This window comes from Actinomadura sp. NBRC 104425 (genome assembly GCF_030269545.1).
Classification (GTDB): Bacteria; Actinomycetota; Actinomycetes; order Streptosporangiales; family Streptosporangiaceae; genus Spirillospora; species Spirillospora keratinilytica.
Genome location: NZ_BSTN01000009.1, coordinates 1 through 13,548, shown reverse-complemented (window position 1 = coordinate 13,548; position 13,548 = coordinate 1). Strand labels below are relative to the sequence as shown.

Below are 13,548 nucleotides of genomic sequence, written 5' to 3'. Positions count from 1 at the left end.
TGCGGGAAGAAACGGTCAGGCCGTGACGATGACAGGGCTGCCGAGAGGCACCTTCGCCAGCCGGGCCAGCGCGTCCTTGGGGACCCGCACGCACCCGTGGGTGACCGCCTTGCCGAACACCGAGGCATCCGGCCAGCCGTGGAACGCGACCGTGCCGGGACCCCCGCCGAAGGTGTCGAGCGTGTCGGAGTGCGCGCCGACCGGCAGGATCAGCGGGCTGAACGTGGGCTTGGCGGGCGCCAGCGAGGCGAGCAGGAACGTGCGGCCGGTGGGCGTGGGCGTCTTGGCCGCGCCCACCGCCACCGTCCACGCGCCGACCCTGCGGCCCGCGTCCTCGATCGTGAGCCTTCGGTCGCCGATGTCCACCCTGACGACCTGGGTGCTGCGGGCGGTGTCCAGCGCGCCCGGCGTGTCGGGGATCCAGCCGGTCACGCGGTTGGGACGGCTCGGCAGCAGCACCCGCCGCCAGCCCGGCCTGCTCTCCACGACGGGCACCCAGGTGGGGCCGCCGAGCTGCGTGTCGGGCAGCGTTGCGACCGGCTGCCCGCCCGGCTCGGCCGACACCGGGACGGGCCTTCTGGGATGCACCACGGTCCCGTCGTTCGTGGCGAACGGGGCGGTGTCCCGGGGCAGGCCGGTGACCGTGGTGGCGGTCGTGGCCTGCGGCAGCCGCGCGGCTTCGGTGGCGGCCGGGCGGCCGCCGGCGACCGGTCCGGCGCCCGTGCGCTGCCCGCCGCCGCACCCGCCGGCGAGCAGCGCGGCGGCCATGGCGGCCGCCCCGGCCACGAGCCCGCGCGGCACCGTGCGGCGGTCGTGCTCGGATGGTTGCTTCACTGAGGCTCCAAGGGTTCGTGCCACCGGAAGGACGTGGGATCCGCACTTCGGCGGACCTACTCTGTCCTTCGTTTACGCGTGTGTCGCGCCGGTGGGCGCACGCTTTTCGAAGCCTTCGCGCGGCATTGGGTTTGCCTTGGCCGGTAGGTTCGGCCGTTATGGAGTGGACCGCGCAGATCGTCACCGCCGCGGCGATGTTCGCCGGGACCAACGTCGACGACCTGCTCGTGCTCACCGTGCTGTTTTTGACCGCGCGGGCGGGCGGGGCGCCGCGGCCCTGGCAGATCTGGGCGGGCCAGTACACGGGCATCGCCGCGCTCGTCGCGGTGTCGGTCGTGGCGGCGCTCGGCCTGACCGTCGTCCCGGACGACTGGGTCGGGCTGCTCGGGCTGGTGCCGCTCGCCCTCGGGGTGCGCGGGCTCGTCGGCGCGATCCGGGCGCGCGGGGAGGACGACGACCCGCCCGCCGTGGCGACGGGCCTGCTGTCGGTGGCCGGGGTGACCGTCGCCAACGGCGCCGACAACATCTCGGTCTACACGCCGGTGTTCCGCACCATCGGGGCGGGCGCCACGGCCGTGTCGGTCGCCGTGTTCGCCGCCGGGGTCGCGGTGTGGTGCCTGGCCGCGTCATGGCTCGGTTCGCACCGCCGCGTCATCGCGGTCGTGGAGCGGTACGGGACGTGGCTGGTCCCCGGCGTGTTCGTCGCCATCGGCGCCGTGATCCTCGCCGAGGCCGCCCTCGGCTGACCGGAAACAACGATGAGTGTCGTAGTGGATACGTAGAGTGGTCTTCCGTGGTGGTCTGGCCGTGTGCGCACGGCGTGAGATCGTCGAGGAGAGCCATGTCCCTACGCGTGACCTTGAGAAGCATCCGACGCCTCGTTACGGCCGTCCTGCTCGTCGTGCTCGTGGTGTCGGCGCAGGTGGCGCCCGGCCCGGTCGTCGCCCTCGCCGACGCGGGCGGCGACTGCCCGGGCGCCAGGCCCACCGCGCCCGCGGACCATCACTGCGTGCCCGGTGACGAGGAGGAAGCCGACGAGAACGAGATCGGCGACGGCGGGAACAAGCACACACACCACGGCAAAGGCCGCAAGAAGCACCGCAGGGGCGGAGAAGGCAAGAACTGGAGCACAACACACGCCAGCGCACACCACACCTGATCCACCTCGCCGCCCCGCCGAGCCCGCCGCCCCGCCCCGGCCATGACCGCGCGCCCGGTCACGGTCGGCGTGCGGGCATTCGCCGCGTCGGTATCCGGTCTCCTGAGGGGCGAAGGAGTCGGGGTTTCCGGGGCGCCCGGGCGGAGTCGGCCTGACCGTGCATGCGCGGCCGCGCACACGAGCCCGCCGCGCCGCCCAGCCCAGGGGCGGCGCGGCGGGACGGGTCAGGTGTCCTTGGACTTCTGCGCGGGCTTGGCCTTGCCGGAGGGCTTGCCGGGGGCCTCGCTCGCGGTGTCGGCCTTCTCCTTGGCGGCGGCCAGGGCGGCGTCGCGGCGGGCTCCGGGGTCCCAGCCGGTGAGGACGACCCGCTTCTGCACCCAGATCGCCAGCGCCAGCAGCGCGACCACGAGGACCAGCAGCACCAGCAGCCCGCCGACCGGCCCGGCCTTGACCGCGTACCCGCTGGCGATGCCGAACCAGCCGAAGTCCGCGTCGCCGAACGTGGTGTTGGCCTTGCCGAACGAGCCCAGCACGTCCAGCAGCAGCGCGGGCAGGAACGTGATGATCACGCCGTTGACGAACGCGCCCGCGATCGCGCCGCGCCGTCCGCCGGTGGCGTTGCCGAACACCCCGGCCGCGCCGCCGGTGAAGAAGTGCGGCACCAGGCCGGGCAGGATCAGCGCCATCCCGAACGCCGGGTCGAAGATCCAGGCCAGCAGGCCCAGGCTGACCAGGCCGCCCACGAAGCTGGAGATGAAGCCGATCAGCACCGCGTTCTGCGCGAACGGGAACACGATCGGCGCGTCCAGCGCGGGCACCGCGCCCGGCACGACCCGCTCGGCGATGCCCTGGAAGGCGGGCACCAGCTCGCCCAGGATGGTCCGCACGCCGAACAGGATGACCGCGACGGCGATGCCGAACTGCAGGCCCTGCATGACCGCCTGCATCAGGTAGTCGCCGACGCCGGTGGAGCGGTCGCCGAACGCGGCGAACGCCTCGTCCTGACCGGCGCGGCCCAGGAACACCAGCGCCACCACCACGTAGATCAGCACCATGGACAGCGCGGTGGCGACCATGGAGTCGCGCAGGAACCGCAGCCCCTCGGGGATCTTCATCTCCTCGGTGCTGCGGCTGCGCCTGCCGACCAGCTGCCCGGTGGCGCCCGCGGCGATGTAGCCGAGGGTGCCGAAGTGACCGACGGCGATCTTGCCGTCGCCACCGACCCGCCGGGTCCACGGCTGGGCCAGTGCGGGCATCGCCACCAGCATGACACCCATGAGGACCGTTCCAACGGCGACCACCTCAAGGGTCGGCATGTCGGCCGTGGCCAGCACCATGGTCAGCAGCGTGGCCATGAACAGCATGTGGTGGCCGGTGAGGAACACGTACCGCAGCGGGGTGACCCGGGCCAGCACCAGCGCCAGCGCGAACCCCAGGATCATGATCCACGCCACCTGGGCGCCGAACCGGTCCTGGGCGATGCCCACGATCGCCTCGTTGGTCGGCACCACGCCGTGCGCGCCGGTGCTGCCCTGCACCATCTTGCCGAGCGGGTCCAGCGCGGCGGTGACCAGCGTGGCGCCCGCGCTGACCAGCAGGAAGCCGAGTGCGGCCTTCAGCCCGCCGCCGACCACCTGCCCGGTCGAGCGGCGCAGCGCCAGCAGCCCGACCGCGGTGATGATCCCGACCAGGTAGGCCGGGACGCTGAGAATCTCGTTGACGATGAACTGCGCGACGTCGACGACCCAGTCCATGGCGTCCTCCTGCCGGTCAGCCGCGGGCCTGGATGGCGGCCGACAGCTTGCCGGTGATCTCGTCGACGTCCACGAAGTTGTCCACCACGACGACCTGGGCGGGCACCTCGCCCAGCTCGGCGGCCAGTTCACCGGAGGTCAGCACCACGTCGGCGGTGACCGCGGCACCGCGTGCGGTGCCGATGTCGGCCACCTCCACCTCGCCGTCGACACCGAGGTTCTGCAGTGCCTTCTCGGCGTTGGTCTTGAGGATGATGCTCGTTCCGATGCCCATGCCGCAGACCGCGAGCAGCTTCACTCCTGGCCTCCTTCGTATTCGGAGATGAGCCGCCGGACCTCGGCGGCGGAGGTGGCGTCCTGCAGGGCCCGCATGCGGCCCGCGTCGGCGAGCATGCGGGCGAGCTTGGCCAGGGCGCCCGAGTGCGCGTCGTGGTCGACCGCGGCCAGGCCGATGACCAGCCGGACCGGGTCGTTGGCCTCGTGGCCGAACGGCACGGGCGCGGCCAGCGCCGCCCAGGACAGCCCCGTGCGCAGCACCGACGGCGAGGGGCGCGAGTGCGCCAGCGCCAGCCCCGGGGCCAGCACGATGTAGGGGCCGAGGCGTTCGACGGTGTCGATCATCTCGGCGGTGTAGGCGTCGGTGGTCGCACCGGAGGCCACCAGGAGATCGCCGGCCGCGGTGATCGCCTCCCGCCAGTCCGCCGCCCGTACCCCGACGGCGACGGCCGTCTCGGGCAGTGCGTCCAGCAGTGCGATCTGTTGCGAGTTCGCGGTCATTGCGCGTTGTCCTCCTTCGGCGGCATTCAACAGGTCAAAGGGCACTTATGTCCAGCATCATTCCTAAGCCGGAGCGTGCGCGGTCAAAAGCGCGCCGCCGGGGCGGGTGCGGTCCGGGGCGGCGGCGCGCTCCCCGCGGCAGTCCGTGGACGCCCAGGTCAGAGGGCGAACACGGCCGTCAGGTTATGCGCAGGCGACCGGTGCTCCGGGCACGGCGGCGCGGACGCGCGCAACGGGTTTCGGTCAGCCGAGGGCGGCGCTGATGCGGTCGGCGTCGTAGAGGCGTTCGTGCACCAGCAGGGCGGCGCCGATGGTGCCCGCCCGGTGGCCGAGCGTGGTGGGGACGATCTGCAGGTCGCGCGAGGCGAGCACCTGCGCCCGCTCGTACACCACCTCGCGGATCCCGGCCAGCAGCGGCTCGCGGGCCTCGGCGAGATTGCCGCCGACGATGATGTGGGACGGGTTGAACAGCCCCACCACGTCGGCGAGCGCCTCGCCGATCAGCCGCCCCGCCTGGCGCACCAGCCGGACCGTCTCGTGGTCGCCGCGCCGGGCCAGCCGGGCGATGTCCTGGCTGGTGCGCACGTCGTAGCCGAGCTCCACCAGGCGGCGGCGGATCGCCCAGCCGCCCGCGGTCGCCTCCAGGCAGCCGCGGTTGTCGCAGCGGCACGGCTCGTCGGTGCCGCGGCGCAGATGGCCCAGGTCGCCGGCGGCGCCCTGCGCGCCCCGGTAGATCTCGCCGCCCACGATCAGCCCGGCGCCGATCCCGATGCCGATCTTGACCACGACCATGTCCGCATGGTCGTGCCCGCCCGCCTTCTGCTCGCCGAGCGCCATGATGTTGACGTCCCGGTCGACCACCACGGGGACGTCCTCGCCCATCTCCTCGGCGCCCTTGAACAGGGCGCGGGACACCCGCTCGGGCACCGACACTCCGTCCCAGTCGGGCATGATCGGCGGGCTGACCAGCCGTCCGGTGCCGTCCACCGGCCCCGGCACGCCCACGCCGACGCCGCGCACGTCGGAAATCTCGCGGCCGACCCGCGCCAGCAGCCGCGCGAACGCCTCGGTCACCCAGGACAGCACCGCGTCGGGGCCGTCGGCCACGTCCAGGTCGGCCTCGGTCTCGGCGAGCACGTCCGCGGCGAGGTCGGTGACGGCGACGCGGGTGTGGCTGCCGCCGATGTCGGCGCCCAGCAGCACCCCGGCGTGCCGATTGAACGCGAACGTCTCCGGCGGGCGCCCGCCGGTGGAGCCCGCGTCCCCGGCCGGGACGATCAGCCCGGCCTCCAGCAGGGCGTCCAGCCGCTGCGCCACGGTGGACCGGGCGAAACCCGACAGCCGGACCAGGTCGGCCCGGGTGCTCGCGCGGCCGGTGCGGATGAGGGTCAGCAACGTCCCGGCACCGGCGCGCGGTACCGCCGCTCGCTTCTTGACCACCCGTCCAGGTTACTTTTGTTTGTCAATCACCATAAGTTTGTCTAGCGTCGTACAGAAGCGCGGGGAGGGGCAGATGATGCGGGACCTGGACAGGGCGGCGGTCGACGTGGCGCGGGTGCTGGCGCTGGACGTCGTGGAGGCCAAGGGCAACGGCCACGCGGGCACCGCGATGGCGCTGGCGCCGGTGGCGCACGTGCTGTTCCAGGAGATGATGCGGCACGACCCCGCCGATCCCGGCTGGCGGGGCCGCGACAGGTTCGTGCTGTCGGCCGGCCATGCGAGCCTGCTGCTGTACATCCAGCTCTACCTGACCGGCTACGGCCTCACCCTCGACGACCTGCGCCGAACCCGCGCGTTCGGTTCACGCACCCCCGGCCACCCCGAGTACGGCCACACCGCGGGCGTGGAGATGACCACCGGCCCGCTCGGCCAGGGCGTCGCCACGGCGGTCGGCATGGCGATGGCGCTGCGGCACGAACGCGCCCTGCTGCGGGCCGGCGCCCCGTTCGCCGACCGGACGGTGTGGTGCGTGGCAGGCGACGGCGACCTGCAGGAGGGCGTCAGCGCCGAGGCGTCCTCGCTGGCGGGCACGCTCGGCCTCGGCGAGCTGGTCGTGGTGTACGACGACAACGGCATCAGCATCGACGGCCCCACGTCGCTGTCGTTCACCGAGGACGTCCCGGCCCGCTACCGCGCCTACGGCTGGCACGTCCAGGTCGTGGACGACGGCGACGACCTGGGCGCGCTGCGGGCCGCGCTGGCGGCGGCGCGGGACGAACGCGACCGCCCGTCCCTGGTCGCCGTCCGCACCGTGATCGGCGCCCCGGCCCCCAGCCGCGGCGGGACCTCCGCCGCGCACGCCGGACCGTTCGGCGCCGACGAGACCGCCGAGGTCAAGCGGCTGCTCGGCATGGACCCGCAGGCGTCCTTCGCCGTCCCCGAGCACGTCCTGGACCACACGCGGGCGGCACTGGAACGCGGCGCCCGCCTGCACGCCGACTGGGACAAGGCCCACGCCGCCTGGCGCGCCGCCGCGCCCCCCGACCTGGCCGACCTGGACGAACGGCTGGCCACCGGAACCCTCCCCGCCGACTGGGCGGACCTGCTCCCGGCGCCGGGCGGCGGCCCCCAGCCGACCCGCAAGGCGGGCGGGGCCGTGCTCGCCGCGCTCACCGAGCACCTGCCCCAGATCTGGGGCGGCTCGGCCGACCTGTCGGAATCGACCAACGTCGCCTTCCCCGGCCGCCGCCCGTTCTCCGCCGCCGACCCGGCGGGGACGGCGCTGCACTTCGGCATCCGCGAACACGCCATGGCCGCGGTCCTCAACGGCATCGCCCTGCACGGCGGGTTCCGCCCGTTCGGCACCACCTACCTGGCGTTCTCCGACTACCTGCGGCCCGCGCTGCGGCTGGCGGCGATGATGCGGCTGCCGGTCGCGCTGGCGTTCACCCACGACTCGGTCTCGGTCGGCGAGGACGGACCCACCCACCAGCCCGTCGAGCAGCTGTGGGGGCTGCGCGCCGTGCCGGGGTTGGACGTGGTGCGCCCGGCGGACGCGGCCGAGACCGTCGCCGCCTGGCGGCGCGTACTGGAGCGGGCCGACCGGCCGGTGGCGTTCGCGCTCGGCCGCCACCCCGCCCCCGCCCTCGACCACACCGGACGGGACGTGGCGGCCGACGTGGCGCGCGGCGGATACGTGCTGGCCGACGCCCCGTCCCCCGACGTGCTGATCATGGCGACGGGGTCGGAGGTGGCGCTCGCCGTCGAGGCCCGCGCCCGGCTGGCCGCCGACGGGATCTCCGCCCGCGTGGTGTCGATGCCGTGCCTGGAGTGGTTCGCCGAGCAGGACGAGGCGTACCGCGACGCCGTCCTGCCGCCCGACGTGCCCGCCCGGGTCAGCGTGGAGGCGGGCGTCGCCCAGGGCTGGTGGCGCTACCTCGGCACCCACGGCGAGGCCGTGTCGGTCGAGCGGTTCGGCATGTCCGGGCCGGGCGACCGGGTGCTCGCCGAGCTCGGCGTCACGGCAGACGCCGTGGTCGCCGCCGCACGCCGCTCGATCGCCCGCGCCCGGCGCGGCCGCTGATCAGGCGGACGGCCCGGCCCGGTCGGCCGGGGCGGCCCGCGTCCGGGCGGGCCGCCCGAACCCGCCCGGCAGCAGGAACAGCGTCAGTACCGGCACCAGGTACAGCAGCCACACCACGACCTGCAGCACGGTCGGATCCGGCTGGAAGTTGATCGTGCCCTTGAGCAGCGTGCCGTACCAGCTGCCCGGCGGAATCGCGTCGCTGACGTCGAACGCCAGGGTGCCAAGGCCCGGCAGGAACCGCGCCTCCTGCAGGTCGTGGAACCCGTAGGCCAGCACCCCGGCCGCCACGACCACCAGCATCGCGCCCGTCCAGGTGAAGAACCGGGCCAGGTTGATCTTCACCGTGCCGCGGTAGAACAGCCAGCCCAGCAGCACGGCCGTGGCCAGGCCGAGCAGCGCGCCGGTCAGCGGCCGCGCCCCGTCGCCGGTGGCCTGCACCGCCGACCAGATGAACAGCGCGGTCTCCAGGCCCTCCCGGCCCACCGCCAGGAACGCCGTCACCACCAGCGCGCCGGTGCCCATGACCAGCGCCTGGTCCAGCTTGCCGTGCAGTTCGGAGCGCAGGTGCCGGGCGGTGCGGCGCATCCAGAACACCATCCAGGTGACCAGCCCCACCGCGATGATCGACAGGGTGCCGCCGAGGAACTCCTGCGCCTCGAACGTCAGCGTGGTCGAGCCGTACTGCAGCACCGCGCCGAACGCCAGCGCGATGCCGACCGCGATCGCCACGCCCGTCCAGATGGGGCGCAGCGCGTCCCGCCGCCCCGTTTTGACCAGGTAGGCGACCAGGATGCACACGATCAGGCTGGCCTCCAGGCCCTCGCGCAGCCCGATCAGGTAGTTGGCGAACATCAGGCGAACAGCTCCTTGCCCCACCAGTCGGACGCGTCCCGGACCCCCGGCGGGATCGCGAAGACCGCCGAGCCGACATGGCGGATGTACTCGTTCAGGGCGTCACTACGCGCCAGGCGCGTCTGCACCGGCAGGAAGCCGCGGCGGATGTCGCGCTGGTAGGCCAGGAAGAACAGCCCGGCGTCCAGCCGTCCCAGCCCGTCGGTGCCGTCGGTGTAGGAGTAGCCGCGGCGCAGGATCCGGGCGCCGCCGTTGCTGTCGGGATGGGCCAGCCGCACGTGCGCGTCGGCGGGCATGGCGGCCAGGTCCGGCTCGTCGTGCTCGCGTTCGCGGCCGTAGGGCGCGCCCTCGCCCTTGGTGCGGCCGAAGATGTCCTCCTGCTCCTTCAGCGGGGCGCGGTCCCAGGTCTCGATGTTCATCGCGATCCGGCGCGCCACCAGGTACGAGCCGCCGACCATCCACGGCGGGCCGTCCTGCGGCTGCACCCACACGTGTTCGTCCAGCGCGGCGGTGTCGGTGCCGGAGATGTTGCGGGTGCCGTCCTTGAACCCCATCAGGTTGCGCGGGGTCTGCGCGTTCGGCGTGGTGGACGACGTCTTGCCGAACCCCAGCTGCGACCAGCGCACCGACACCTTGCCGAACCCGATCCGCGCCAGGTTGCGGATCGCGTGCACCGCCACCTGGGGGTCGTCGGCACACGCCTGCACGCACAGGTCGCCGCCGCTGCGCGCCGGGTCCAGGGCGTCGCCGGGGAAGGACGGGAGATCGACCAGCGCGGGCGGGCGGCGGGCCGCCAGGCCGAACCGGTCCTCGCCGTCCTTGGTGAACAGGGTCGGGCCGAACCCGACGGTGAGGGTGAGGCGGGACGGTCTGAGACCGAGGGCCTCGCCGGTGTCGTCCGGCGGGGCCTCGGGCAGGCCGCCGACCGCGCCCTCGCCGACCGGATGCCCGGCGGTCATCCGCGCCGCCGCCCGCGTCCACTCCTTGAGCAGGGACGCCAGCGCGTCGCGGTCGCCGGTGGTGACGTCGAAGGCGGCGAAGTGCAGGCGGTCCTGCACGGGCGTGGCGATGCCGGCCTGGTGCGGCCCGTAGAACGGCACCGCGTCCCCGGTCTGCGGCCCGGAGTCGCCGCTCATACCGACCGCGGCCGCCGCGGCGCCGCCGGCCGCGGTCGCGCCGAGCGCCAGGCCCGCGCCGCCCCACCGAAGCAGCCTGCGCCGCGAGACCTTCACGGCAGCGGCCGCGGAGTCAGCGTTCATCGGACCCGCCTTTCACTTGGCGACGGCGGCGGCGAGCTTGGACAGCGGCTCGGCCAGTGCGTTGACGCCGTCCGACAGCTTCTTGCGGTCGTCCTTGCCGACGGTGTCATAGGAGACGAACCCGTCGGGGGAGCCCTTGTCGCGGTGCTCGTCCAGCAGGTCGAACAGGTCGGCGAACCGCCCGTCCAGCTCCTTGGCCAGCGCCGGGTCCTTCTCGGACACCACCGGCTTGAGCAGCTCGTAGGACTTCTGGGCGCCCTCCACGTTGGCGTGGAAGTCCACCAGGTCGGTGTGGCTGTAGCGCTCCTCCTCACCGGTCACCTTGCCGGTGGCGACCTCGTCGAGCAGCTCCTTGGCGCCGTTGGCCATGCCGGTCGCGGTGATGTCGGCGGTGCCGACCCGCTTCTGCCAGTCCTTCAGGTCGGTGATGAGCCGGTCGGCGAGCTTCTTGTCCTCCTCGCCGATCCTGCTGTCGCGCCACAGCGCCTTCTCCAGGCGGTGCCAGCCGGTCCAGGTCTGGCCCTGTTCGAGGCCGTCCTCGCGCACGTCGACCTTGGGGTCGATGTCGCCGAACGACTCGGCGACCGGCTCGGTGCGCTCCCAGCCGATCCGGGACTGCGCGTAGGTCTTCTTGGCCTCCGCCACGTCACCCGCCTTGACGGCGGCGGCGAACTTCTCCGCCTTGGGCAGTGTTTCGTCGGCCTGCGCCTGGACGTACTTGCGGTAGGCGGCGATGGCACGATCCAAACGCGGATCGTTCGGACGGGGCGCGCCCTGACCGGTCGCGGTCACCTTCTGCCGGATGCCGTCGCCCTTCATACCGGGCTTGCAGGCGATCTCGTACGACCCGGCCTTCACCTCCGCGGTGATCTCGGCCCGGGTGCCCGGCCCGATGTTCTCCCGCTCGGTGACGATCCGGTCGCCGGGCGCGTAGACGTAGACCTCGGTGACCTTGGAGCCGGTGTTGCGCACCGCCAGCCTGACGTGCCCGGCCGGGAACTCGGTGCGCGACACCTTGCACTCGCTGTCGCTCGCGGTCACCTGGATCGCGTCCGACCCGCCGCCTCCGCCGTCCTTCTCCGCGCAGCCGGAAACGTAGACGAGGGCGACGGCGGCGGTGACGGCCACCGCCGCGCCGCGGGGGAGAGGGACGGCTCTCATGGTCGGCTCCAAAGGGGGTTGTGTTGGTCGTCGAGTCTTCCTCGTCGGACCAGGGGGCCGACTCAATTTAGCTAAGGCTTGCCTTAGTCGCCAGAGGGGCCCCTGTGATTGCGACCGCAGTCTGAACAGCGAAGATCATCTCAGCGGGGTCGGTGCTCGTGCCCGGCCGGCGGGCGCGGCGGGCCGCCGGAGCCCGGTGGCTGCGACGGCCGCGCGGGTCACAGTTCGGCGAGGATGCCCTCGATCAGTGCCGCGGTCTCGCCCGGGACGCACGCCTGTGCGCACAGCGTGTCCATGGTGCGGCCGTAGGTGTCCAGGTCGGCGCGCCGCTCCAGGTAGGCGGCATTGTCGAGCTGCTCCAGGTACACCACGTCGGGCACGTCCGGCTCCTGGAAGCGCAGGATGGTGAACGGGCCGCCCGGCGCGCTCACCCCCCGGTCGAACGGCAGGATCTGCACGGTGACGCTCGGCAGCGCGCTCACCTCAAGCAGGTGTTCGAGCTGGCCGCGCAGCACCGCGGCGCCGCCCAGGCGCCGCCGCAGCGCCGCCTCGTCGATCACCGTCCACAGCTTGGGCGCGTCCGGCCGGGTCAGCAGCCGCTGCCGCGCCATCTCCAGGCCGACGCGGCGCTCCAGCTCCTCCCTGGAGGCGTGCGGATGGCGCATCCGCGCCACGGCGCGGGCGTAGTCCGCGGTCTGCAGCAGGCCCGGCACGAACTGCGTCGCGTACGTGCGCAGCCGCACTGCGGCCTCCTCCAGGCCCACGTACTGCTCGAACCAGCTCGGCATGATGTCGCCGTACGGCTGCCACCACTGCGGCTCGTTGGCGCGCTGCGCCAGCGACAGCAGCCCCGCCCGCTCGGCGTCGTCGACCACCCCGTACATGGTCAGCAGGTCGGCCACGTCGCGCTCCTTGAAACCGACCCGGCCGAGTTCCAGACGGCACATCTTCGACACCGACGCGCGGATCGCGTACGCGGCCTCCTCGCGGCTGATGCCGGCGGTCTCGCGGAGGCGGCGCAGTTGCGCGCCGAGCTGCACGCGCAGCACCGTGGGGCCGCCGCGAGAGGACGCCGACAGGGGACTCACCGGCCGGTCGGCCGCGGACTGGGCCATGGTCATCGTGCTCCTCGACCCCCGGCCACCCGCGCGCACCCGGCCGGAATCGCCGATCTGAGATTCTCGTGCGCCGGCCAATCCTAGTCCGCTGCCGCGCCGAGATCATCCGCGCCATGCGGAAAACGCCGTGGAGCGTTCCGGAATGTTCCGCTGCAAGATCGTCACGGAATCGCTGCGCACGGTGATCTCCGCACGTGAATGCCTTTGTGGAACGTATCAATCGGCCCGCCGCGGGCGGCGGGACGCGGAAAGGGCCCGCATCGTGCGGCCGGCACGATGCGGGCCCTTTCCGGGTGGCCCGGGAACGACGCTCTCGGACGTCAGTCCTTGTTGAAGTTGACCGCGCCCTCGATCGGCGGCGGGCTGTCGGGCACGCCGGTCGGCTTGGGCACACCCCGGAAGGTGAACGTGGCGTCCTCGCCCTCGCCCTCGGTACCGACGATCACGATCTGCCCGGCCCGCAGCTCGCCGTACAGGATTTTCTCCGACAGCGCGTCCTCGATCTCCCGCTGGATCGTGCGGCGCAGCGGACGCGCACCGAGCAGCGGGTCGTAGCCGCGCTCGGCCAGCAGTTCCTTGGCCTCGGGCCGCAGCTCGATGCCCATGTCGCGGTCGCGCAGCCGCTCGTCCACCTTGGCGATCATCAGGTCCACGATCTGGATGATCTCCTTGGGGGTCAGCTGGTGGAACACCACGATGTCGTCGACGCGGTTGAGGAATTCCGGCCGGAAGTGCTGCTTGAGCTCCTCCTGCACCTTCGCCTTCATCCGGTTGTACGACCCCTCGTCGTCGCCCTGGCGGGCGAATCCGACCGAGACGCCCTTGGAGATGTCCCGGGTGCCCAGGTTGGTCGTCATGATGATGACGGTGTTCTTGAAATCGACGACGCGGCCCTGGGCGTCGGTGAGGCGCCCCTCTTCGAGAATCTGCAGCAGGCTGTTGAAGATGTCGCCGTGGGCCTTTTCGATCTCGTCGAACAGGACCACCGAGAACGGCTTGCGCCGCACCTTCTCGGTGAGCTGGCCGCCCTCCTCGTACCCGACGTAGCCGGGCGGGGAGCCGAACAGCCGCGAGACGGTGTGCTTCTCCATGAACTCGCTCATGTCCA

At 72.9% G+C, this 13,548-nt stretch carries 13 protein-coding genes; 3 read left to right on the top strand and 10 right to left on the bottom strand.

Annotated features, from left to right (window positions below; genetic code table 11):
* Nucleotides 1-15: 15 nt before the first annotated feature.
* On the bottom strand, nucleotides 16-834 hold the full coding sequence (locus tag QSK22_RS15860) for a L,D-transpeptidase (RefSeq protein ID WP_285494941.1): 819 nt from the start codon (nucleotides 832-834) through the stop codon (nucleotides 16-18).
* A gap of 158 nt (nucleotides 835-992) precedes the next feature.
* Here QSK22_RS15860 and QSK22_RS15855 point away from each other — a divergent pair, with 158 nt between their 5' ends.
* Together QSK22_RS15855 and QSK22_RS15850 are read left to right on the top strand one after the other, a co-directional pair.
* Entirely contained in the window at nucleotides 993-1,580 is a 588-nt protein-coding gene (locus tag QSK22_RS15855; RefSeq protein ID WP_285494940.1) for a cadmium resistance transporter, read from the top strand.
* Between the two features lie 107 nt (nucleotides 1,581-1,687).
* On the top strand, nucleotides 1,688-1,993 hold the full coding sequence (locus tag QSK22_RS15850; RefSeq protein ID WP_285494939.1) for a hypothetical protein: 306 nt from the start codon (nucleotides 1,688-1,690) through the stop codon (nucleotides 1,991-1,993).
* Between the two features lie 224 nt (nucleotides 1,994-2,217).
* On the opposite strand, the gene ulaA is transcribed toward QSK22_RS15850, so the two are convergent.
* The 4 genes from ulaA to QSK22_RS15830 all read right to left on the bottom strand — a co-directional run bounded on the left by ulaA (nucleotide 2,218) and on the right by QSK22_RS15830 (nucleotide 5,964).
* The gene (ulaA, locus tag QSK22_RS15845; protein ID WP_285494938.1) at nucleotides 2,218-3,747 is read right to left on the bottom strand and encodes a PTS ascorbate transporter subunit IIC; all 1,530 of its coding nucleotides are present in this window, start codon (nucleotides 3,745-3,747) and stop codon (nucleotides 2,218-2,220) included.
* A gap of 16 nt (nucleotides 3,748-3,763) precedes the next feature.
* Complete coding sequence (locus QSK22_RS15840) at nucleotides 3,764-4,045, bottom strand: PTS sugar transporter subunit IIB (protein ID WP_285494937.1); 282 nt, start codon at nucleotides 4,043-4,045, stop codon at nucleotides 3,764-3,766.
* Nucleotides 4,042-4,524, bottom strand: coding sequence for a PTS sugar transporter subunit IIA (locus QSK22_RS15835; RefSeq protein WP_285494936.1), 483 nt, complete (start codon nucleotides 4,522-4,524; stop codon nucleotides 4,042-4,044). The genes QSK22_RS15840 and QSK22_RS15835 overlap by 4 nt, the downstream gene beginning before the upstream one ends.
* Nucleotides 4,525-4,767: 243 nt before the next feature.
* Complete coding sequence (locus QSK22_RS15830; protein ID WP_285494935.1) at nucleotides 4,768-5,964, bottom strand: ROK family protein; 1,197 nt, start codon at nucleotides 5,962-5,964, stop codon at nucleotides 4,768-4,770.
* 73 nt (nucleotides 5,965-6,037) lie between these two features.
* Between QSK22_RS15830 and tkt the strand changes: the two genes are divergently transcribed.
* The gene (tkt, locus tag QSK22_RS15825) at nucleotides 6,038-8,047 is read left to right on the top strand and encodes a transketolase (protein WP_285494934.1); all 2,010 of its coding nucleotides are present in this window, start codon (nucleotides 6,038-6,040) and stop codon (nucleotides 8,045-8,047) included.
* Here tkt and efeU read toward each other — a convergent pair whose 3' ends face one another.
* From efeU to QSK22_RS15800, 5 genes are all read right to left on the bottom strand, one after another.
* A complete protein-coding gene (efeU, locus tag QSK22_RS15820; RefSeq protein WP_285494933.1) occupies nucleotides 8,048-8,902 on the bottom strand; it encodes an iron uptake transporter permease EfeU in 855 nt (284 codons plus the stop codon).
* Nucleotides 8,902-10,161, bottom strand: a complete 1,260-nt coding sequence (efeB, locus tag QSK22_RS15815) for an iron uptake transporter deferrochelatase/peroxidase subunit (protein WP_285494932.1) — start codon at nucleotides 10,159-10,161, stop codon at nucleotides 8,902-8,904. Before efeB ends, efeU begins: the two co-directional genes overlap by 1 nt.
* A 12-nt stretch (nucleotides 10,162-10,173) precedes the next feature.
* Nucleotides 10,174-11,322, bottom strand: a complete 1,149-nt coding sequence (gene efeO / locus QSK22_RS15810) for an iron uptake system protein EfeO (protein WP_285494931.1) — start codon at nucleotides 11,320-11,322, stop codon at nucleotides 10,174-10,176.
* Nucleotides 11,323-11,540: 218 nt separating this feature from the next.
* Nucleotides 11,541-12,443 carry a Sco1979 family transcriptional regulator gene (locus tag QSK22_RS15805; RefSeq protein WP_285494930.1) on the bottom strand — a complete coding sequence of 301 codons (903 nt, stop codon included), beginning with the start codon at nucleotides 12,441-12,443 and terminating at the stop codon, nucleotides 11,541-11,543.
* Nucleotides 12,444-12,760: 317 nt separating this feature from the next.
* A partial coding sequence (locus tag QSK22_RS15800; protein ID WP_285494929.1) for an AAA family ATPase occupies nucleotides 12,761-13,548 on the bottom strand: 788 nt, incomplete at its 5' end.

Bases quoted from the DNA above. Each gene is read 5' to 3' on its own strand.
- QSK22_RS15855 (WP_285494940.1), top strand. From the start codon at position 993: ATGGAGTGGACCGCGCAGATCGTCACCGCCGCGGCGATGTTCGCCGGG.
- ulaA (WP_285494938.1), bottom strand. From the start codon at position 3,747: ATGGACTGGGTCGTCGACGTCGCGCAGTTCATCGTCAACGAGATTCTC.
- QSK22_RS15835 (WP_285494936.1), bottom strand. From the start codon at position 4,524: ATGACCGCGAACTCGCAACAGATCGCACTGCTGGACGCACTGCCCGAG.
- tkt (WP_285494934.1), top strand. From the start codon at position 6,038: ATGATGCGGGACCTGGACAGGGCGGCGGTCGACGTGGCGCGGGTGCTG.
- efeU (WP_285494933.1), bottom strand. From the start codon at position 8,902: ATGTTCGCCAACTACCTGATCGGGCTGCGCGAGGGCCTGGAGGCCAGC.
- efeB (WP_285494932.1), bottom strand. From the start codon at position 10,161: ATGAACGCTGACTCCGCGGCCGCTGCCGTGAAGGTCTCGCGGCGCAGG.
- efeO (WP_285494931.1), bottom strand. From the start codon at position 11,322: ATGAGAGCCGTCCCTCTCCCCCGCGGCGCGGCGGTGGCCGTCACCGCC.
- QSK22_RS15805 (WP_285494930.1), bottom strand. From the start codon at position 12,443: ATGACCATGGCCCAGTCCGCGGCCGACCGGCCGGTGAGTCCCCTGTCG.